Below are 18,201 nucleotides of genomic sequence, written 5' to 3' on the forward strand. Positions count from 1 at the left end.
ATTTGACGCCTGTCCTTGCGGATCGTGCGGTTGCGCTTTATTTGGCGGGCGTGACCAAAATGCCTCGCATTTGACGGTTTTCGAGCGCAGATAGCGAGTTCGCTTGCTCAGCGCCGCGTATTGCTTCAAAATATCGACTTCCTTCACAGCATTGGAGAATTACCCATTCGCCGTCCCAACAGAGCCCCGCCCGCCGCAACCAAAGACGGGCCGCGCACCAACGATGAAATCCGCAACGCACAGATCCAGCTGATCGACCAGAACGGCCTCAACCACGGCACGGTCGAAACCGTGCTGGCCGTCAAGATGGCCGTCGAAGCCGGCATGGATCTTGTCGAGATTTCGCCGAACAATAATCCTCCCGTTTGCAAGATCATGGACTACGGGAAGTTCAAATATTCCGCGCAGAAAAAAGCCGCTGAAGCGCGTAAGAAGCAGAAGATCGTCGAGATCAAGGAGATCAAGCTGCGGCCGATGATCGACGATCACGATTACGACGTGAAGATGCGCGCGATGCAGCGGTTCTTCGAGGAAGGCGACAAGGTCAAGATCACCTTGCGCTACCGCGGCCGCGAAATGGCCCACCAGGAGATCGGCACCAAGTTATTGGACAAGGTCAAGGCCGACGTCGCCGAGTTCGCCAAGGTCGAGCAGGACGCGAGATTCGAAGGCCGTCAGGTCGTCATGGTGCTGGCGCCGCGCTAACGCGTCATTCGAATCGGTCTATCGACAGCCAAACACGCCCTCGGACCTGATCCGGGGGCGTTTTCAATTGCTGGAGCGATATCGGTGATGGCTTGGAGCAGCCGATGTCCTGGGCGTCACGCCGAAACCTCGACGTCCCTGCGTTCGCGGCCCGAAATCATCGCGGCCTCGATGCACGCGATGATGTGCCGGCCATAATCGCCGGTAACGGGCACATCCGTGTCGTGGGGGATCGCCGCCGCCATCGCCTGCCATTCCCTGACAACGGCGTTCTGCATCCACAGCGGATCATGCGAATTCGGAACGTCGGTCCATTTTCCGCCTTGTCCGATGGCAACGCCGCGCTCGAAGTCGATCCGCAGCGTGCCGCGCTCGCAAACGAGGTCGATATCGAAGGTTCCGCCGCCGTCTCGGAAGCCGATGCTGGCCACTTGCCCAAACCGGCCGTCGGCAAAGCGCAACAGCATCATGACGCTGTCATCGGCCTTTTGATCGTGAAACGACGTGCCGACTGCCGCTGACACCGACCCGATGCGGCCGTTCATCAGCCACACCAACTGATCCAGCGCGTGGATCCCGGCGGTCATCAGCATGCCGCCGCCAGTGGCGGGATCGAGATGCCAGCCCCGGCGATTCTGCTCCATCCAGATTTTCTGGAGCGAACTCGACCCCGTCACGGGCCTGCCAAGTTCACCGCGATCCAGGATCTCGCGCGCCACCAGGCAGGGCCAAACGAAATGCATGATATGCCCGACCATCAGCTTGCGCCGGCTGGCCTCGGCTGCCGCAATGATACGGCTGCATTCGGCGACCGATAGCGCCATCGGCTTTTCCAGCAAGACGTGCTTGCCGGCTTGGAGCGCAGCCACCGCCAGCTCGCCATGCAGGTGATGCGGTGCCGTGATCGCGACGGCGTCGACCGAGCTGTCGCCCAGCATCGCGCGCCAATCGCCGTATGGTTTGCCGCCATGTTCCGCGGCGAAAACTTCAGCGAGCGTCTGTTCCTCCGCGCACACCGCGACGACGCTGATATCCGGAATTTGCGCAATCGCGCGCGCGTGAAAGGCGCCGAAAAATCCGGCGCCCAGAATACCGACTCCCAGCATCAGGCGTCCCTTGATTTAAGCCGCGCGACGCGCGCGTGTCATCAAGCTACAGCCAATGCGGCGGCTACGGCAAAAATCAGCTGCGGGTGGCCTGCCAGGTGCCGCTGCAGCGATCGCCGGTGATAATGCCGCTCCATGAGCCTGCGCCGCTGGTGCCGGCGAGCCGGCCGCCGCCGCTGGCCTTGGACGCGCCAACCGACACGTTGACGGCAACCGCGCCGCCACGGCTGACCGAGCCGGAGACCCTGCCGCCGCCTGCCGATGACACCCGGGTTCCCATCACCTGGAAGGGGACGCTATAGCCGGAACTGCAATTGCCCCGCGTGGTGGCGAACACCACGTTCCAGGTGCCGTTGTAGCCGCCCGAGGCTCTCGCGGCGTCGGCGTTGGAGGGCACGCTGGCCGCGGCGAGTGCCGCGAACACGGGGAGCCAGCGCAGGGCCGAAAACTGGGAAAAGGTGGGGAAGCGGGAAATGAAACGATGAAATCTGGTCATTTTGGTCCTGTTCGGGGCTGAGACGGTGATGACATCAACGATTACGTCACAGCACAGGGTTTACCGGTTCAACGTTGCAAACATGCGTCTGGTCTGCCATAAGCCCAGCCTTCATCGCCCGGCTGATTAAGGGCTGCCGTGTCGATGACCCCAGTGCGGGTAGTTTCGTTTTCGAAAATACCTGAGCACTTTCAACGCTCTAACGAGCATTTTAAGCCGCAAAAGCGCCCCTCGGGGCGCGTTTTCCTGTGGCCATAGGAGAGCCAAATGCCCAAGCTGAAGACCAAGTCAGGCGCTAAAAAGCGCTTCAAGGTGACTGCCACCGGCAAAGTGCTGGCCGCCCAGCGCGGCAAGCGCCACGGCATGATCAAGCGGACGAAGAAGCAGATTCGCCAGCTCCGCGGCACCCGCGTGCTGTTCAAGACCGACGGCGACAACATCAAGAAATATTTCTTGCCGAACGCCTGATCGCGTCCGCGTTTCGCTTTAGCCGAGCCGCGTCCGCGCGGCGATTTTGTCACCCAATTTTCATCTGAAGGAGACCCGTCATGTCTCGCGTCAAACGCGGTGTGACCTCTCACGCCAAGCACAAGAAAGTCTACAAGGCCGCCAAGGGCTTTTCCGGCCGCCGCAAGAACACCATCCGCGCCGCGAAGGCCGCGGTCGAAAAGGCCGGGCAATATGCCTTCCGCGACCGCAAGCGCAAGAAGCGCACGTTCCGCGCGCTCTGGATCCAGCGCATCAATGCCGCGGTTCGTCCGTTCGGCATGACCTACAGCGTCTTTATCAACGGCCTGTCGAAGTCGGGCATCACGGTGGACCGCAAGGTGCTGTCGGATCTCGCCATCACCGAGCCGGCGGCGTTCCAGGCGATCGCTGAAAAGGCCAAGGCTGCGCTCGCAGCCTGAGGATCAAGGCACTCGACTTGAGACGTTAGCGAGCCCGTGTAGGGCTCGCGGCTTTCAGCGCCCGCTGCGAGTAACGCTGGGCGACCTTCGCCCGGCAGAACGCCGCGAACGAAATGTACATCGTACCTTCCTCGCCGCTGTACTTGCGGTCGCAGGCGTCTTTCGCGCGCTGATAGGCTTTTTTCTGCTGCGCCTTGAGGCGGGTGAGGAAGTCACCTTCGCATCTTTGTTCAACGGCGTCGGTGAGCCCGACGTCGCCGGTGGCTCCGCCTGAGCAGGCCGAGGCTATCTGCATGGCGCGATTGCAGCTCGCCGCCTTCATCGCGGTCAAGACGTCGTCTCTCGACGTCGCCGGACAATCCTCGGCGGCGGCGGGTGCGGCAAACGATAGAACGAGGGCCAGAACGGCCACCCCAGGTCCAGAACGCATCGTGTGCTCCTTTTCGAACTCACCTTGAGTAAAGCGCGCGGGATCGAGGGTTCAAAGCCCCGGTCTCATAACAGGCTTTTTGCTTGACGTTTTGGCCCGGGAGCGGCGACAACCGGCGGCCTTTTGCGAAAGAGATTTGACCGTGTCCGACCTCACCACACTCGAACAGACCATCCTCTCCGATATCGCCGGCGCCGCCGACGAAACCGCGCTCGAAGCGGTGCGCGTCGCCGCGCTCGGCAAGAAAGGTTCGATCTCGGCGCTGCTGGCAACGCTCGGCAAAATGTCGCCGGATGAGCGCAAGACGCAGGGCGCGGCGATCAATCTCGCCAAGGACAAGGTCACGCAGGCACTGACCGCGCGCCGCGATATCCTGAAATCGGCCGCGCTCGACGCCCGCCTCGCGTCCGAGACCATCGACGTCACGCTGCCGCTACGCGATGGCCTCGCCGAGCAGGGCCGCATCCATCCGCTGAGCCAGGTATTCGAAGAGGTCAATGTCATCTTCGCCGATATGGGCTTTGCGATCGCCGAAGGTCCTGACATCGAGACCGACGACTACAATTTCACCAAGCTGAATTTCCCCGAAGGCCATCCGGCGCGGGAGATGCACGACACGTTCTTCTTCAACCCGAAGCAAGACGGCTCGCGCATGCTGTTGCGCACCCACACCTCGCCGGTGCAGGTGCGCACCATGCTGGGCCAGAAGCCTCCGATCCGCATCATCTGCCCGGGCCGTACCTATCGCATCGATTCCGACGCGACGCATACGCCGCAGTTCCATCAGGTTGAGGGCCTCGTCATCGACAAGGGCTCGCACCTCGGCCACCTCAAATGGATCCTGCACGAGTTCTGCAAGGCGTTCTTCGAAGTCGATCACATCAACATGCGATTCCGCCCGTCGTTCTTCCCGTTCACCGAGCCCTCGCTCGAGGTCGACATCCAGTGCCGCCGCGACAAGGGTGAAATCCGGTTCGGCGAAGGCGAGGACTGGCTGGAGATTCTCGGCTGCGGCATGGTGCATCCGAACGTGCTGCGCGCCTGCGGCATCGACCCCGACGTCTATCAGGGCTTTGCCTGGGGCATGGGCATCGACCGCATCGCGATGCTGAAGTACGGCATGTCCGACCTGCGGCAGCTGTTCGACAGCGACGTGCGCTGGCTCAACCATTACGGCTTCAAGCCGCTCGACGTCCCGACACTGGCGGGAGGATTGAGCACGTGAGTCTCGTCAGGACTGCCGTTGCGGAGAGAGCCCCCACCCTAACCCTCCCCCGCAAGCGGGAGAGGGAACGGACTGAAATCGGGACCGAGACTGCAACAAAACGACAGGTCGGACTCCCTCTCCCGCTTGCGGGGGAGGGTTGGGGTGGGGGTCTCTCCACACGGGAGGTGACGATGGCAGACGAGAAATCTCCGACATGGAAAGTATCTTCGAAGCTCCGGACGCACGCGCGCGAACTCCGAAAGAATTCCACCGACGCTGAACGAATCCTGTGGTCCGAACTCCGCGACCACAAGCTGAACGGCATAGGCTTCCGGCGCCAGGTGCCGATCAAAAACTACATCGCCGACTTCGCCTGTCATTCGGCAAAACTGGTGGTCGAGCTCGACGGCGGGCAACATTTTTCAGATCAAGCCGAGCAGGCTGACGCCGTTCGATCGGCAGTAATTGAGGCCAGGGGTTTCCAGGTGCTTCGATTCAGCAACCATGACGTGATGACGAATCGCGTCGGAGTACTCGAAACAATTGCCACTGCGATTGCGGAGAGAGCCCCCACCCCAACCCTCCCCCGCAAGCGGGAGAGGGAGCGGACCATCCGCGTGGAGAATAAGCAGCCATGAAGTTCACGCTCTCCTGGCTGAAGGAACATCTCGACACCGACGAGCCCCTGGAAAAGCTTGCCGACAAGCTCACCATGATCGGGCTCGAGGTCGAGCAGATCGACGACAAGGCCAAGGCGCTGGCGCCGTTCTCGATTGCGCGGGTGATCTCGGCCGAGCAGCATCCGAATGCGGATCGCCTGCGCGTCTGCATGGTTGATACGGGCGACGGCGGTGCACCGGTGCAGGTGGTCTGCGGCGCGCCGAATGCGCGCACCGGGCTGATCAGCGTGTTCTCGCCGCCCGGCACGTTCATCCCCGGCAAGAACATCACGCTCGGCGTCGGCACCATCAGAGGCGTCGAGAGCCGCGGCATGCTGTGCTCGGCGGCTGAGTTGCAGATTTCCGAAGACCATGACGGCATCATGGAACTGCCGGCCGACGCGCCTATCGGTGCGCCCTACGCGCAATGGGCCGGTCTCGGCGATCCCGTGATCGAAATCAACCTGACGCCGAACCGGCAGGACTGCACCGGCGTGCACGGCATCGCCCGCGATCTTTCCGCCGCCGACATGGGCAAGCTCAAAGACCCCGGCATCAAGCCGATCAAGGGCGAATTCCCCTGCCCGGTGCAGCTGACGGTGGAAGACACCACGCTGTGCCCGGGCTTCGCACTCCGGCTGGTGCGCGGTGTCAAGAACGGCCCGTCGCCGGAATGGCTGCAGAAGCGCCTGACGTCGATCGGGCTGCGTCCGATCAACGCGCTGGTCGACATCACCAACTTCATGACCTACGACCGCGCCCGGCCGCTGCATGTGTTCGACGCCAAAAAAGTGACGGGCAATCTCACCGTACGCCGCGCCCGCGACGGCGAGAGCCTGCTGGCGCTCGACGGCCGCACCTACACGCTCGATCCCGGCATCTGCGTGATCGCGGATGAGCATGGCGTGGAGTCGCTGGCCGGCATCATGGGCGGCGAAGCCTCCGGCTGCGACGAGAACACGACCGACGTGCTGATCGAATCGGCGCTGTGGAACGAGATCAACATCGCGCAGACCGGCCGCAAGCTCGGCGTCAGTTCGGATGCGCGCTACCGCTTCGAGCGCGGTGTCGATCCGGCCTTCATGGTGCCGGGGCTCGAGCTCGCCACCAAAATGGTGATGGAACTGTGCGGCGGCACGCCGTCGGAGAACGTCGTCGTCGGCAATCCCTTCGGCGAAGACCGCGTGATCGATTTCCCGCTGAGCGAGGTCAAGCGGCTCGCGGCAATCGACGTGCCGCTGGTCGAGCTGAAGCGCATCCTCGGCCATCTCGGTTTCATGGTCGCCGGCAGCGGTCCGATCGTGAAGATCGCGGTGCCGTCCTGGCGCACCGATATCGGAGGCAAGGCCGATATCGTCGAGGAGATCGTGCGCATCGTCGGCGTCGACAAGGTGCCGATGACGCCGTTCGAGCGCGGCGACGCGCCGCGCAAGCCGGTGCTCACCACGATCCAGCTCCGCACCCGCCGCGCCAAGCGTGCGCTGGCGGCGCGTGGGATGGTCGAGGCCGTGACATGGTCGTTCATTTCAAAACCCGCGGCCGAATTGTTCGGCGGCGGCCAGGCCGAACTCGTGCTCGCCAACCCGATTGCGTCCGATCTGTCCGACATGCGCCCAAGCCTGCTGCCCGGCCTGATCGCCGCCGCGCAGGCCAATGCCAATCGCGGCTCATCCGACGTCGCGCTGTTCGAGGTCGGCCAGTTGTTTCGGGGCGACAAGCCTGAAGACCAGCTGATCGCGGCCTCGGGCGTGCGTCACGGCCTCGCGTCGTCAAAAGGCATGGGGCGGCACTGGTCCGGTTCGACGGAGGCCGACGCGCTCGACGCCAAGGCCGATGCGTTCGCGGTGCTCGCCGCCGCCGGCGCGCCGATGCAGGCGCTGCAGATCGTGCCGGGCGGCGCGAGCTGGCTGCATCCGGGACGTTCCGGCACCATCCAGATCGGCCCGCAAAACGTGCTCGGCTATTTCGGCGAGTTGCATCCGCGCACGCTGGAGGCGCTCGGCGCCGACGGCCCGCTGATCGCGTTCGAAGTGATCCTCGATCGCGTACCCGACGCCAAGCAGAAGCCGACCCGCGCCAAGCCGGTGCTTGAACTCTCCGCGTTCCAGCCGGTGTCGCGCGATTTTGCCTTCATCGTCGATCGCGCCGTCAAGGCCGGCGACATCGTGCGCGCCGCGCAGGGTGTCGACAAGAAGCTGATCACTGCTGTCACCGTGTTCGACGTCTATGAAGGCAAGGGCATCGACGATAGCAAAAAGTCGGTCGCGATTGCCGTGACCATCCAGCCGCGCGAGAAGACGCTCACCGACCAGGAGATCGACGCGGTGGCGGCAAAGATCGTGGCCGAGGTGACCAAAAAGACCGGCGGCACGTTGCGCGCGTGATGCCGACAGGCGTGAGTGGCTTTCGGACATCACGCCCAAGAAAACGTCCAAGAAGACGTTCGAGAAATAGAACATGAGTCTCGAAAGCCTCATCCCCGCCAGCGTCAACCTCAACGCCGCGATCGCGATCTGCGCGATCGCGTTCGTATCGGGAACGGCGCGCGGCTTTTCCGGGTTTGGATCCGCGCTGATCTTCATGCCGCTGGCGAGCAGCATGGCGGCGCCGCAGCTGGTCGCGGCGCTGCTGCTGATCATCGATTTCATCGCAGCCGCACCGCTGATTCCGAACGCGTGGAAGCAGGCCGACCGCAGGGCAACCGCCGTGATGGTGTTCGGTGCCCTGATCGGCGTGCCGATCGGCACTTATTTCCTGAGCCGGCTGGAACCGGTGACCACACGCTGGATCATTTCCGCCTTCGTGTTTGCGCTTCTGCTGTTGCTGCTCTCGGGTTGGCGCTATCGGGGCAAGGACCACGCCACGATTTCCGTCGGAATCGGCGGCGTATCCGGCTTTTGCAGCGGATTGGCGCAGACCGGCGGGCCGCCGATCGTCGGCTACTGGCTCGGCCGCCCGATCGCATCCGTCACCGCGCGCGCCAACATCCTGCTGTTCTTCGGCGCCTCGGACTTCTTCTCGGTCGTCAGTTACGGCCTGACCGGACTGATCACGATGGATGCGCTCAAATTTTCGCTGGTGGTCGGGCCGACTTACGCCATCGGCGTCTGGTTCGGCGCCTCGCTGTTCGGCCGCGCCAGCGAAGCACTGTTCCGCGCGACTTGCTACGCGCTGATCGCGATGGCCGTCATCGTCGGCCTGCCGGCGCTGGATGGCATCCTGCGGTAGATCACCAGATCGTAGAGTGGGCAAAGGCGCTCTTGCGCCGTGCCCACCATCTTCGTGCGCCCGTGATTGTGGTGGGCACGCGGTGCCTGTCATCGGGCGCTCATGCGCGCGACCCGGTGGCTTTGCCTACCCTACGATTTCGCCAGCACCAGATCGCAATAGGCGTAGCCATCGCGTTCGACGCGCTCGCCGGTGCTGACGGCCAGGCGATGTGAAAACAGCGGCCCCGCCACCACGCAGGTGTGAAATTCGCCGTTCTCGCCGCAGGGATCGACGCCGTCCGGCAGGTCAGCCAGCAGCTGCGCATCGAACTTGCGGCCGGCGAACTCTGCCGAGAGCTTCTTCATGTCGACCGTCGCAAGATACGCCTCCTGCCCGCTGGCCATCATCGCCTGCGCCAGTTCGAGCGTCGGCCGGTCCCAGAGCGGAAAGATTGGCGTGATGCCGGTGCCGGCGAGTTTCGCTTCGCGATAGGCGCGGATATCGCGCAAGTATAAATCGCCAAATATCATGTGCGTGATGCCGTCAGCGACGGCTTGCGCGACAGCCTCGCCCATGCGGGTCTCATAGATTTCGTTCGGGCAGGGATAGGGGATCGGCACGATCCGCTGCGGCAGGCCAGCGGCTTCGCACTGCGCCTGCAGGATCTCCTGACGCACGCCGTGGATCGAAACACGGCCAAATGTATCCGTCACCGTCGTCAGCGCCCCCACGACATCGAATTCGCCCGCGCGCAGTATCTCGTGCAGCGCAAAGGCGCTGTCCTTGCCGCTCGACCAGGAAATAACCGCCTTCGGTCGCGCCATCAGGTGGACTGCGAGGATGGCATTGCGGCCTTTTGCGGTGCACGCCGCCGCGGCTTCGGCGCCGCCGGTTCGGGATCTCTTAGTGCGCCGATCCTGCGCAACGCCGCTTCGGCGGCGCGCTCGCCGCTTTCCCAGGCGCCGTCGATCGTGCCCCACAAGGTTTCATGCGTGGCTTCACCGGCGAGATACATGCAGCCGAACGGCTCGGTCAGGACTTTTCGCGACGCCTGCGCACCCGGCGCGGCCGCGGACATCGCGCCGAGCGCGAATGGCGCGGTGTTCCAGCGCGTCGCGCTGGATTTCTTCACCGCCGCCGCGACTTCGCTGCCGTACAGCTTGGTCAACCACTCCACTGCAAACGCGATCATCGCCTTTTCGCCCTGGGCGGAGAGATCGCGGCCGAACGAGCCGGCAACGTCGATCGAACACAGCGATGACGAGCCCATGTTGGCGTACAGCAATGCGGTGCGCGTCAAATTGCTCTGCTCGATGATGATGTCATCGCGGGCGAGCCCGAGCGGATTGCCCGGCATCTGCAGCGCGATGCGGTCAAAGCTGCCGAGGCTTAATTTGGCGGCGGCGTCCAGCGTGCGCTTGGGAATGTCGGGCGTGAACTTGATATTGCCCGCGGCCAGCACGTTGCTCGAAACTGTCACGACGGCGGCGCGCGCGACGATCTTGCCGGACGGCGTTTCCACCGCAACGTCGCGGCTGCTCCAGGAAATCCGGTTCGCCGGCGTCGACAGCGACAGCGGCACCTGCTCGCCGAGTTTGTTGATCAGCGTGCCCAACCCCTGGCGGCAGGCGATCGCGGTGTTGCGATCCTGCGCGCGCGCCTTGTCGACGACCGAGACGTCTTTCAGGTCCTTGCCGGAGAAATTAGCGCCGAGCACGAACTCCGCGGTACCGGCCCAGTCGCCGAGATCCTTCGGCAGCACCGAGGCGCAGGAGACGTCGAAGCGGCGCGAGGCCTCGTCGATGGCGCGGTTGGCGCGCACCAAGGCTGCCAGAAACTCTTCGGTCTCGCCGGCGCGGGCGTTGCGGCGGCCGATGCGGATTTTCTGGCCCGAGGGCGCGGTGGTGATCTCGAGCCCCGCGGCACGCGCCAGCTTGATCATCGGATTGGTCTCGGGATTGTGCATCCAGCGGGCGCCGCGATCGAACGGCACGTCGAAGGTCGACACATCGGTTTGACAGCGGCCGCCGATCTGACTCGACGCCTCCACCACGATCACCTTGCGGTTCGCCGCCATGATCCGCCGCGCCGCAGCAATACCGGCGGCGCCGGCGCCGATCACGACAATGTCAGCCTCGCGCGGCAGTGGCGCGGCCCCTGCGCGTCCACCGAAAACCGGCAGCGCCGCCAGGCCCGCGGACGCCGAGAGGAAATCGCGGCGGGTCATTGTCATGTCATGGTTTCCGGGGCCTTGAAGCAACGAGAACAGCTAGCGAACTCTGCCGCATCTCACCGTACGCGGCAACACTCATGGTAAATCAATCATGATTGATCCGTTTCACGCATGAACTAAATTGAAACCGCTTGCGACCATGCTAAGGGAGCAAAAATGCGGTCAAAGAACCGCGGGGGGATTTCATGGGCGTAATGCTCGATACCGTCGGTCAGCTGATTGCGGCCTACCTGCAGAAGGAGGTCCCGGGCTATGAGCCGTTCACGCCCAGCGATCCCGAGCATCTGCGCGGTGTCATCGAGGCGGGCGATGTGCTGCTCGTCGAAGGCAACAACCGCATTTCCGGCATCATCAAATACCTCACGCAATCGACCTGGTCGCATGCCGCGCTCTATGTTGGGCCGATCGACGGCGCGACAGAGCCCGACGGTGAACCTCACGTCCTGATCGAGGCCAATATCGGCGAGGGCGTGACCTCGGCCCCGCTGTCGAAATACTATCCCTATCACACCCGCCTTTGCCGTCCCGTCGGCCTGTCCTATGAGGACCGCATCACGGTGTGCCGCTACGCCATCAACCGGATCGGCTTCGGCTACGACACCAAGAACATCGTCGACCTGGCGCGATATCTCTTCCCGCTGCCGGTGCCGCAGCGCTGGCGACGGCGCCTGATCGCGTTCGGTTCCGGCGATCCCACCAAGATCATCTGCTCGGCGCTGATCGCACAGGCGTTCGACGCCGTGCGTTACCCGATCCTGCCCAAGATCACCCGCGCCGCCTCGCGAAAAGCCCGGCGCGAGATTCTCCACATTCGCGATTCGTCGCTCTACATGCCGCGCGATTTCGATATCTCGCCCTATTTCGAAGTCGTCAAACCCACCATCGTGCACGGCTTCGACTATCTGGGCCTGCATTGGGCCGACAAGCAGAAGCCGCTCCAGGAGGTAGCCGGCGAATTCGGTGTGTTTCCAGAAGTCGAGTCGCCGTCGCTTGTTCCTGAGGAGATTGACGAAACGACGCCGCTTCCGGTTTCGGCTGAAGAAATGACCGAGGTCACCGTGCAACCGACCATGGTCGAGCGCGTGACCGTGTCGGAGCATTTCCTCGCCGTCGAATATGTCGCGGTTCGCGCGCCAGAACGCCGCGCCCGTCGGCGCCACGGGGTGTTTGAGGCGGCGTAGGTTCTAAAATTTCCCCGCCAGCGTCAGTCTCATCGCCAGCGGCTCCGCCGGATGCACGTGGCGGTCGGCGACACCGCCGATCGGCTCGCCCGGCAACCGCGACAGATAATGATATTCGATCTGGTTGGTCTTCGCGTTGAACAGATTGAGCACGTCGAGCTGCAGGCGCATGCCGTTGTCGAACCGGTAGCCGGCGCGCGCGTTGAAGATCAGCGATGACTGCGAACGCACGCTGTCGTCCTCGATGAGCGGACGCGGGCCGAAATAGCGTCCCTTCAGCGCGCCGAACCAACCTGTCTCATGGCCAAAAGTGATCGCACCACTCGCAATCCAGGCCGGTGCGCCGGGGATCCGATCGCCCGCGACATCGAAATCGGTAAAGCGGGCGCTTGTATACGCAACATCCAGATCGAACGTCAGCCACGGCACCGGCTTGTACTTGTTGGTCCACTCCACGCCAAGGCGGCGGCTGGGCCGGCTGGCCTCAGTGGTGCCGGCATCGCCGACGAACAGCAGTTCGGAATCGAAGTCGAGTACAAAGACCGCGACCGAGCTTGTGAGTCCGTCAATCGCCTTGGTGCGGACGCCGAGTTCGGCGCCCTTCGAGCGAACCAGCAACGGCACGCGGTCCTGCGGCGTTATCTTGTCGATGGGATCGAGCGTGATCGTCGCGCCGCGGATGTCGTTGCTGTGCAGGCCGTAACCGGCATTTGCGTAAAACTCAGTCTTGTACCAGGGCCCAAGCACGATGCCGGCCTTCGGGCTCGCCATCGAAGCCTGCGCATTGCCGGAGTTTTCCGGCGTGTCGCTCAGGACACTTCCGGCAAAGACATCCTCGCGAATGCCGACGGTGGTGCGCAGCCAGTCCGTCCAGCGCGTCGTGCTGTCGATCCAGACGCCGACATTGCCCTCTCTTACGCGGTCCTCGCGCACGGTCGAGAGCCAGCCTCGCTGCTGCGTCTTGAACAGGCCGACATGGACGTCGTCATAGCGGCTTTGCAGGCCGACGCGGGTTTGCGTCTCCAATCCGCCGAGGCGCCAATCGAAGGCGTGCCGTGCATCGAAGCCGCCGAGGGTGCGGCGGTCCAGCTGGTTGAACTGATCGCCTTGAACGGGGTCGTCGAGAAGGTAAGTGAAATTGTTGTAGAGCTGCAGGCCGGAACGGACGGCATAGGCGCTGATCCTGCTCTGCCCGTATTCGCTCGAATGCGCGAAATTGCCGGACAGGCTGAAGCGGCTGGCCAAACCGCCGTCGGTCGGATCGAGCGAGCCGAACCGGCCGATCACGCCCGGGCCGATAGTGCCCTGGTCGATGGCGCGCTGCGGCACCTGGTCGGTCGCATTCCAGCCGTTGGAATAAGCCATCGCCGTCAGCGTCAAGCCGTCGGTCGCGGTACCCTGGCTGTAGCGCATGACGCCGTTGATCTTGCGCACATCGTCCGGCACGTCCCACGGACCGTTGTACTTGACCGCTTCGATGGCCGAGAGCAGCGTACCCGCACCGACCGGGACTGAACCGGCGGCCAGCCCGCGCCGATACCCGAAGCTGCCAATGGTGAGCTCGGCCAGATTTTTCGGCAGCTTGGTGAGGTAGTCGATTTCGACGGCGCCGGCGGAGCTGAAGTCGCCCACATCGGCAAAGTACGGACCCTTGCGGACATACAGCGACTGAATCAGCTCCGGGATCAAGAAGTTGATATCCGCGTAGCCCTGTCCGTGGCCATGCGTCGGCATGTTGACGGGCATGCCGTCCACCTTGATGGAGAGATCAGTCCCATGGTCGAGATTGAAGCCGCGCAAAAAATATTGATTGGCTTTGCCCTCGCCGGAATGCTGGGTGACAATCAGCCCGGGCACGGCCTCCAGCGCCTCGCCGGGCCGCAGATACGGAACGGCATTCACTTCCGTGCCGTCAATGCGCATGGCGCTGGCGGCGGTGGGCTGCGGGGCTGCGGCGCCCTCGGATGAAATACCCCGCGTCACGCCGCTGGCGCCCGCATTGGTCGGCTGGGTCGCTTGAACGGCGAGTGCGCCGCGCGTGCCCCACTCCCGCCGAGACGACGGTTTCATTCGTTTCGGCGGCGGCGCTTCGGGCTGCGTTACCGTAACCGGCGGAAGCAGGCCTACCGCAGCAACGGTCTGCGCATTCACCGGAGCCGCCACGGGGACAAGCAATGCGGCGGCGGCAAATATCCGCCAGGAAGCAACACGCAACGCCCATGCCCCCGCTTGATAGCTGTTACAGTCGGGCGACCACACCGGCTCGACCGAACCCGGCCAGTCACGCCAGCAAGTCCGGTATGATGATATAACCGAATTATCATACTGGCAAAAGTACGGAATTCCCAGATGCAACGGATCACGATCACGATCGAAGACGATTTGCTGGCAGACATCGATGCCGCGGCCAAGGCGCGCGGCTACCAGAACCGCTCCGAGATCATCCGCGACCTCGCGCGCGCCGGCCTGCAGCAAAGCGCCGAGGATGCGGCACCGTCAGGGCAATGCGTGGCCGCGCTGGTCTATGTCTACGACCACGCCGCGCGCGATTTGTCGAAGCGGCTGGTGCAGAATTTTCACGGCCACCATGATTTGTCGCTGGCGACACTGCATGTCCATCTCGACGACGACAGCTGCATGGAGGTGACGGCACTGAAGGGCGCATCCGGCGAGGTCAGGCATTTCGCCGATCACATCATCGCCGAGCGTGGCGTGCGCTACGGGCGCGTGGTGATGATTCCAACTGCGCCGGACAAGAAGCCGCGCAAGCGTGCGCACAGGCACGGTTGAGACTAACCTCGCCCCGCTTGCGGGGAGATGTCGGATCGCCCTTGCGATCCGGGTGAGGGGGCACAGGTCCATCAATTGGCACAGGCGTTCGCGGATAGAGCGCCCCTCACCCCAACCCTCTCCCCGCAAGCGCGGGGTGAGGGAGTAGAAATCACGCCGCCTTCGCCGCCGTGCCGCACGGCAATCCGGCACGCGCCATCCCGCCATAGAGCTGCTCGTCGGGCATTTCCGATTTCAGGATGGAGCGCACCGCGACCAGTTTCTCGATATCGATGCCGGTCGAAAATCCCTTGCTCTCGCACAGAAACACGAGATCCTCGAACACGACATTGCCCGTCGCCCCCGGCGCGAACGGGCAGCCGCCGAGACCGCCCAGCGATCCGTCCAGCACGCGCGCGCCGGCATCGAGCGCGGCGGAGGCGTTGGCGATTCCCATGCCGCGGGTATCGTGCAGATGAATGCAGACCGGCTTTGAGCCCGCGATTTTCACCACGGCCGCCGTCAGTTCGCCGACCTGCTTCGGGCCGGCATAGCCGACGGTATCGGCGACCGCGACCATGTCGACGCCGGCCTCGAACAGCTTTTCCGCAATCCTGATCACTTCGTTCGGATCGACGGCGCCGACGATCGAACAGCCCAGCGCCATTGAGATCGCGGCGTTCACGACCGGCTTGTGCGCGGTGGCGTCGCGCAGTTCGCAGAGCCGCCTGACGTTGGCGATCGCGGATTCGCGGGAGCGGTTGGCATTGGCCTGGCTGTGCTCTTCGGTCGCCGAGACCACCGTTGCCACTTCGGCCACGCCTGATTCCAGCGCCTCGTTGACGCCGCGCTCGTTCAGCGTCAGCGCGATTCCATAGGCGCCGGGCAGCGATGCGATGGTCGCGATGATGTCGCGTACGTCGGTGAATTGCGGAAAGGTTTTGGCAGGCAGAAACGAGCCGACCTCGAAATGCCGCACCCCGGCGGCGTATTCGTCGCGGATCCAGCGCTGTTTGGCGGCGGTGGACGGGAATTTCTTCACCAGCTGCAGCCCGTCGCGCAACCCCACCTCGCGCAGAATGATCTTGTTGTCGGGATAGACGTCCTGAAGGCGGGTCATGGCAGCCTCACGCAGCGTTGTCGGTTGAAGTTTGTTTGTCCAGTTCGGCGCGGACGGACTCGGTGTCGGCACCAAGCACCGGTACTTTCAGGCCTTCGCCGATATTGCTGCCGTTCCATTCCACGGGCAATGCGGGAACACGGAACGACGCGCCATCGGCGTTGAAATTGTTCACGAGCCCGCCGGGGCGCAGCACGTGTGGGTCTTGCAGCAAATCTTCCGGGCGATTGATCGGCGAGAAGCAGATGTTGAGCGCATCGAGCTTGGCAGACAGATCGGCCACGTTCCAACCTTTGATTACCTCGGCCACGCGCGGAATGATCCGGTCCCGCGCCATGATCCGCTCCGTGGTGTTGCGCAAGGCCGGATCATCAAGGAATTCCTGCAAGCCGAACTCGCGGCAGAAACTTTGCCAATGGCCCTCGGTGACGACGCCGATGAAGATACGCTCGCCGCCGGCGGTGTCGAAGATGTCATAGATCGGCCACGCATGTTCGCGCTCCGGCATCGAGCGCGGCTTGCGGCCGGTCATTTCATATTCGACCATGTGCTGCGCGACGAGAAACAGGCAGTTCTCGAACAGTCCGATCCTGATATCGGCGCCATCTTTCTTGCCGCCGCGCTTCTGGTAAAGCGCGGCGAGAATCGCGATCACGCCGAACATGCCGCCCATGATGTCGTTGGCGGACGAGCCGACGCGTTGCGGCTTGTCGCGCGTGCCGGTCATGGCGGCGAGGCCCGACATCATCTGCACGACCTCGTCGAGCGCGGGACGATGCTCGTAGGGGCCGGACAGAAATCCCTTGTGGCCGGCGACGATCAGATGCGGATGCCTGCGGCGCAGTTCTTCGGCGCCGAGACTCTGCTTTTCGAGCGCGCCATCGCGAAAATTTTCCAGGAACACGTCGGCGCTGGCGAGCAGCCGGTCCATGGTCTCGCGATCTTCGACCCTGGCGAGATCGAGCACCACGCTCCGCTTGCCGCGGTTGAACAGCGGGAAGAACGAGACGCCCATGCCGCCCAGGCTGCGGGTCTTGTCGCCGACCGGCGGCTCGACCTTGATCACCTCGGCGCCGAGCTGCGCCAGGATCATGCCGCAGGTCGGGCCCATCACCATATGGGTCATTTCGACGACCCTCACGCCCTCAAGCGGCAGTCCCGTCCCGGTCATGGCTTCTCCCTTGCGCCGTCTTTCGCGGTGCAGATTAGGCCTTCAGGACTTGCCGGGAAAACATAATCTGCCCGATGGTGCCGTCACGGCTGCATAACGCAAATGCGTGGGCGGGATCGCTGACGGCTTGTCCTGCCCCGGTCTTGCCGAAGCCCGATTGCATCTCTACCTCTCGCGAGGGTTTTTCGAGTGAGATAGAGGCCATCTATGCTGGACGCCGCCATCAAGGCGCTTTCCCAAATCCTGTCGCCGCCGATGCGCACCATTCTGTGGCGTTCGATCGGGCTGGCGCTGGTGTTGATCACGGTGCTGGCAGTTGGACTGCAGCGGCTGCTGAGCTGGTTCGCCGAATATGGCGAAGGCTGGGCGGAAGGGCTGCTCGGCCCGGGCTTTCACACGCCGCTGAACATCCTGGCCTGGATCGTCTCGATCGCGGCCGGGCTTGGCGTCGTGCTCGGCGGCATCTTCCTGATGCCTGCGATCACCTCGCTGGTTGCCAGCGTGTTCGTCGACGACGTCGCCGACCATGTCGAGCGCAAGCATTATCCGGCCGAAAAGCCCGGCTCCGCGCTGCCGCTTGGCGTCGCGATCCCCGAGGGCGTCAAGACGGCGCTGCTGACCATCCTGGTCTATTTGATCGCGCTGCCTTTTGTACTGTTCGCGGGCGCCGGTCTTCTGATCTTCTTCTTCGCCACCGCCTGGCTATTGGGCCGGGAATATTTCGAACTCGCGGCGATGCGTTTCCGCCCGCCCGCGGAAGCCAAGGCGATGCGCAAGGACAATGCGGCGACCGTGTTCACGGCGGGGCTGATCATCGCCGCCTTCGTGTCGATCCCGATCGTCAACCTGGCGACGCCCCTGTTTGGCATGGCCTTCATGGTTCACATGCACAAGCGATTGAGCGGCCCGCGGCCCGAGCTGATCGAGCCGGGGCGGCGCACGGGAATGCCGGTGGTGTGAGCCGCTTTTCTCCCTCGCCCCGCTCTTGCGGGGAGAGGGTCGGGGT

General features: G+C 63.7%; 18 protein-coding genes. 10 read left to right on the forward strand and 8 right to left on the reverse strand.

From position 1 onward, the window contains the following. The first annotated feature begins 165 nt into the window (after positions 1 to 165). Positions 166 to 705, forward strand: coding sequence for a translation initiation factor IF-3 (gene infC, locus ACSQ84_RS24540; protein WP_436214497.1), 540 nt, complete (start codon positions 166 to 168; stop codon positions 703 to 705). A gap of 116 nt (positions 706 to 821) precedes the next feature. Here infC and ACSQ84_RS24545 read toward each other — a convergent pair whose 3' ends face one another. Continuing rightward, positions 822 to 1,811 (reverse strand): Gfo/Idh/MocA family protein, encoded by a 990-nt coding sequence (locus ACSQ84_RS24545; RefSeq protein ID WP_436214297.1) that lies wholly within the window; start codon positions 1,809 to 1,811, stop codon positions 822 to 824. Between the two features lie 76 nt (positions 1,812 to 1,887). Further along, entirely contained in the window at positions 1,888 to 2,307 is a 420-nt protein-coding gene (locus tag ACSQ84_RS24550) for a hypothetical protein (RefSeq protein ID WP_436214298.1), read from the reverse strand. Between the two features lie 267 nt (positions 2,308 to 2,574). Here ACSQ84_RS24550 and rpmI point away from each other — a divergent pair, with 267 nt between their 5' ends. After that, entirely contained in the window at positions 2,575 to 2,775 is a 201-nt protein-coding gene (rpmI, locus tag ACSQ84_RS24555) for a 50S ribosomal protein L35 (protein ID WP_213735776.1), read from the forward strand. A gap of 80 nt (positions 2,776 to 2,855) precedes the next feature. Then, positions 2,856 to 3,215 (forward strand): 50S ribosomal protein L20, encoded by a 360-nt coding sequence (rplT, locus tag ACSQ84_RS24560; protein ID WP_192736192.1) that lies wholly within the window; start codon positions 2,856 to 2,858, stop codon positions 3,213 to 3,215. Between the two features lie 25 nt (positions 3,216 to 3,240). Here the strand turns inward: rplT and ACSQ84_RS24565 are convergent, their stop codons facing one another. Next, a complete protein-coding gene (locus ACSQ84_RS24565) occupies positions 3,241 to 3,537 on the reverse strand; it encodes a hypothetical protein (RefSeq protein WP_436214498.1) in 297 nt (98 codons plus the stop codon). Positions 3,538 to 3,787: 250 nt separating this feature from the next. On the opposite strand from ACSQ84_RS24565, the gene pheS reads away from it, so the two are divergent. The 4 genes from pheS to ACSQ84_RS24585 all read left to right on the forward strand — a co-directional run bounded on the left by pheS (position 3,788) and on the right by ACSQ84_RS24585 (position 8,739). Beyond that, complete coding sequence (gene pheS, locus ACSQ84_RS24570; protein WP_436214299.1) at positions 3,788 to 4,870, forward strand: phenylalanine--tRNA ligase subunit alpha; 1,083 nt, start codon at positions 3,788 to 3,790, stop codon at positions 4,868 to 4,870. 173 nt (positions 4,871 to 5,043) lie between these two features. Beyond that, positions 5,044 to 5,490 (forward strand): endonuclease domain-containing protein, encoded by a 447-nt coding sequence (locus ACSQ84_RS24575; RefSeq protein ID WP_436214300.1) that lies wholly within the window; start codon positions 5,044 to 5,046, stop codon positions 5,488 to 5,490. After that, the gene (gene pheT / locus ACSQ84_RS24580; protein WP_436214301.1) at positions 5,487 to 7,895 is read left to right on the forward strand and encodes a phenylalanine--tRNA ligase subunit beta; all 2,409 of its coding nucleotides are present in this window, start codon (positions 5,487 to 5,489) and stop codon (positions 7,893 to 7,895) included. The genes ACSQ84_RS24575 and pheT overlap by 4 nt, the downstream gene beginning before the upstream one ends. Before the next feature lie 73 nt (positions 7,896 to 7,968). Further along, positions 7,969 to 8,739 carry a sulfite exporter TauE/SafE family protein gene (locus ACSQ84_RS24585; RefSeq protein ID WP_436214302.1) on the forward strand — a complete coding sequence of 257 codons (771 nt, stop codon included), beginning with the start codon at positions 7,969 to 7,971 and terminating at the stop codon, positions 8,737 to 8,739. Between the two features lie 131 nt (positions 8,740 to 8,870). On the opposite strand, the gene ACSQ84_RS24590 is transcribed toward ACSQ84_RS24585, so the two are convergent. Both ACSQ84_RS24590 and ACSQ84_RS24595 read right to left on the reverse strand, forming a co-directional pair. Next, positions 8,871 to 9,545 carry an ATP-binding protein gene (locus ACSQ84_RS24590; protein WP_436214303.1) on the reverse strand — a complete coding sequence of 225 codons (675 nt, stop codon included), beginning with the start codon at positions 9,543 to 9,545 and terminating at the stop codon, positions 8,871 to 8,873. Beyond that, the gene (locus tag ACSQ84_RS24595) at positions 9,545 to 10,954 is read right to left on the reverse strand and encodes a flavin monoamine oxidase family protein (protein WP_436214304.1); all 1,410 of its coding nucleotides are present in this window, start codon (positions 10,952 to 10,954) and stop codon (positions 9,545 to 9,547) included. The genes ACSQ84_RS24590 and ACSQ84_RS24595 overlap by 1 nt, the downstream gene beginning before the upstream one ends. A 185-nt stretch (positions 10,955 to 11,139) precedes the next feature. Between ACSQ84_RS24595 and ACSQ84_RS24600 the strand changes: the two genes are divergently transcribed. Further along, a complete protein-coding gene (locus tag ACSQ84_RS24600) occupies positions 11,140 to 12,135 on the forward strand; it encodes a YiiX/YebB-like N1pC/P60 family cysteine hydrolase (RefSeq protein ID WP_436214305.1) in 996 nt (331 codons plus the stop codon). Positions 12,136 to 12,138: 3 nt separating this feature from the next. Here the strand turns inward: ACSQ84_RS24600 and ACSQ84_RS24605 are convergent, their stop codons facing one another. Continuing rightward, complete coding sequence (locus tag ACSQ84_RS24605) at positions 12,139 to 14,205, reverse strand: TonB-dependent receptor (protein ID WP_436214306.1); 2,067 nt, start codon at positions 14,203 to 14,205, stop codon at positions 12,139 to 12,141. A gap of 279 nt (positions 14,206 to 14,484) precedes the next feature. Here ACSQ84_RS24605 and nikR point away from each other — a divergent pair, with 279 nt between their 5' ends. Beyond that, positions 14,485 to 14,925 carry a nickel-responsive transcriptional regulator NikR gene (nikR, locus tag ACSQ84_RS24610; RefSeq protein ID WP_436214307.1) on the forward strand — a complete coding sequence of 147 codons (441 nt, stop codon included), beginning with the start codon at positions 14,485 to 14,487 and terminating at the stop codon, positions 14,923 to 14,925. Positions 14,926 to 15,076: 151 nt separating this feature from the next. On the opposite strand, the gene ACSQ84_RS24615 is transcribed toward nikR, so the two are convergent. Next, positions 15,077 to 16,024, reverse strand: a complete 948-nt coding sequence (locus ACSQ84_RS24615) for a hydroxymethylglutaryl-CoA lyase (protein ID WP_436214308.1) — start codon at positions 16,022 to 16,024, stop codon at positions 15,077 to 15,079. Between the two features lie 7 nt (positions 16,025 to 16,031). Further along, positions 16,032 to 17,195, reverse strand: coding sequence for a CaiB/BaiF CoA transferase family protein (locus ACSQ84_RS24620; protein ID WP_436214309.1), 1,164 nt, complete (start codon positions 17,193 to 17,195; stop codon positions 16,032 to 16,034). Positions 17,196 to 17,402: 207 nt separating this feature from the next. Here ACSQ84_RS24620 and ACSQ84_RS24625 point away from each other — a divergent pair, with 207 nt between their 5' ends. Then, positions 17,403 to 18,155 carry a sulfate transporter family protein gene (locus ACSQ84_RS24625; RefSeq protein WP_436214310.1) on the forward strand — a complete coding sequence of 251 codons (753 nt, stop codon included), beginning with the start codon at positions 17,403 to 17,405 and terminating at the stop codon, positions 18,153 to 18,155. Positions 18,156 to 18,201 lie beyond the last annotated feature (46 nt).

The sequence above is a fragment of the Bradyrhizobium sp. LjRoot220 genome (assembly GCF_964252915.1).
Lineage (GTDB): Bacteria > Pseudomonadota > Alphaproteobacteria > Rhizobiales > Xanthobacteraceae > Bradyrhizobium.

Bases quoted from the DNA above. Each gene is read 5' to 3' on its own strand.
- ACSQ84_RS24545 (WP_436214297.1), bottom strand. From the start codon at position 1,811: ATGCTGGGAGTCGGTATTCTGGGCGCCGGATTTTTCGGCGCCTTTCAC.
- ACSQ84_RS24550 (WP_436214298.1), bottom strand. From the start codon at position 2,307: ATGACCAGATTTCATCGTTTCATTTCCCGCTTCCCCACCTTTTCCCAG.
- rpmI (WP_213735776.1), top strand. From the start codon at position 2,575: ATGCCCAAGCTGAAGACCAAGTCAGGCGCTAAAAAGCGCTTCAAGGTG.
- rplT (WP_192736192.1), top strand. From the start codon at position 2,856: ATGTCTCGCGTCAAACGCGGTGTGACCTCTCACGCCAAGCACAAGAAA.
- ACSQ84_RS24565 (WP_436214498.1), bottom strand. From the start codon at position 3,537: ATGAAGGCGGCGAGCTGCAATCGCGCCATGCAGATAGCCTCGGCCTGC.
- ACSQ84_RS24575 (WP_436214300.1), top strand. From the start codon at position 5,044: ATGGCAGACGAGAAATCTCCGACATGGAAAGTATCTTCGAAGCTCCGG.
- pheT (WP_436214301.1), top strand. From the start codon at position 5,487: ATGAAGTTCACGCTCTCCTGGCTGAAGGAACATCTCGACACCGACGAG.
- ACSQ84_RS24585 (WP_436214302.1), top strand. From the start codon at position 7,969: ATGAGTCTCGAAAGCCTCATCCCCGCCAGCGTCAACCTCAACGCCGCG.
- ACSQ84_RS24590 (WP_436214303.1), bottom strand. From the start codon at position 9,545: ATGGCGCGACCGAAGGCGGTTATTTCCTGGTCGAGCGGCAAGGACAGC.
- ACSQ84_RS24595 (WP_436214304.1), bottom strand. From the start codon at position 10,954: ATGACAATGACCCGCCGCGATTTCCTCTCGGCGTCCGCGGGCCTGGCG.
- ACSQ84_RS24600 (WP_436214305.1), top strand. From the start codon at position 11,140: ATGGGCGTAATGCTCGATACCGTCGGTCAGCTGATTGCGGCCTACCTG.
- ACSQ84_RS24605 (WP_436214306.1), bottom strand. From the start codon at position 14,205: ATGAAACCGTCGTCTCGGCGGGAGTGGGGCACGCGCGGCGCACTCGCC.
- nikR (WP_436214307.1), top strand. From the start codon at position 14,485: ATGCAACGGATCACGATCACGATCGAAGACGATTTGCTGGCAGACATC.
- ACSQ84_RS24615 (WP_436214308.1), bottom strand. From the start codon at position 16,024: ATGACCCGCCTTCAGGACGTCTATCCCGACAACAAGATCATTCTGCGC.
- ACSQ84_RS24620 (WP_436214309.1), bottom strand. From the start codon at position 17,195: ATGACCGGGACGGGACTGCCGCTTGAGGGCGTGAGGGTCGTCGAAATG.
- ACSQ84_RS24625 (WP_436214310.1), top strand. From the start codon at position 17,403: ATGCTGGACGCCGCCATCAAGGCGCTTTCCCAAATCCTGTCGCCGCCG.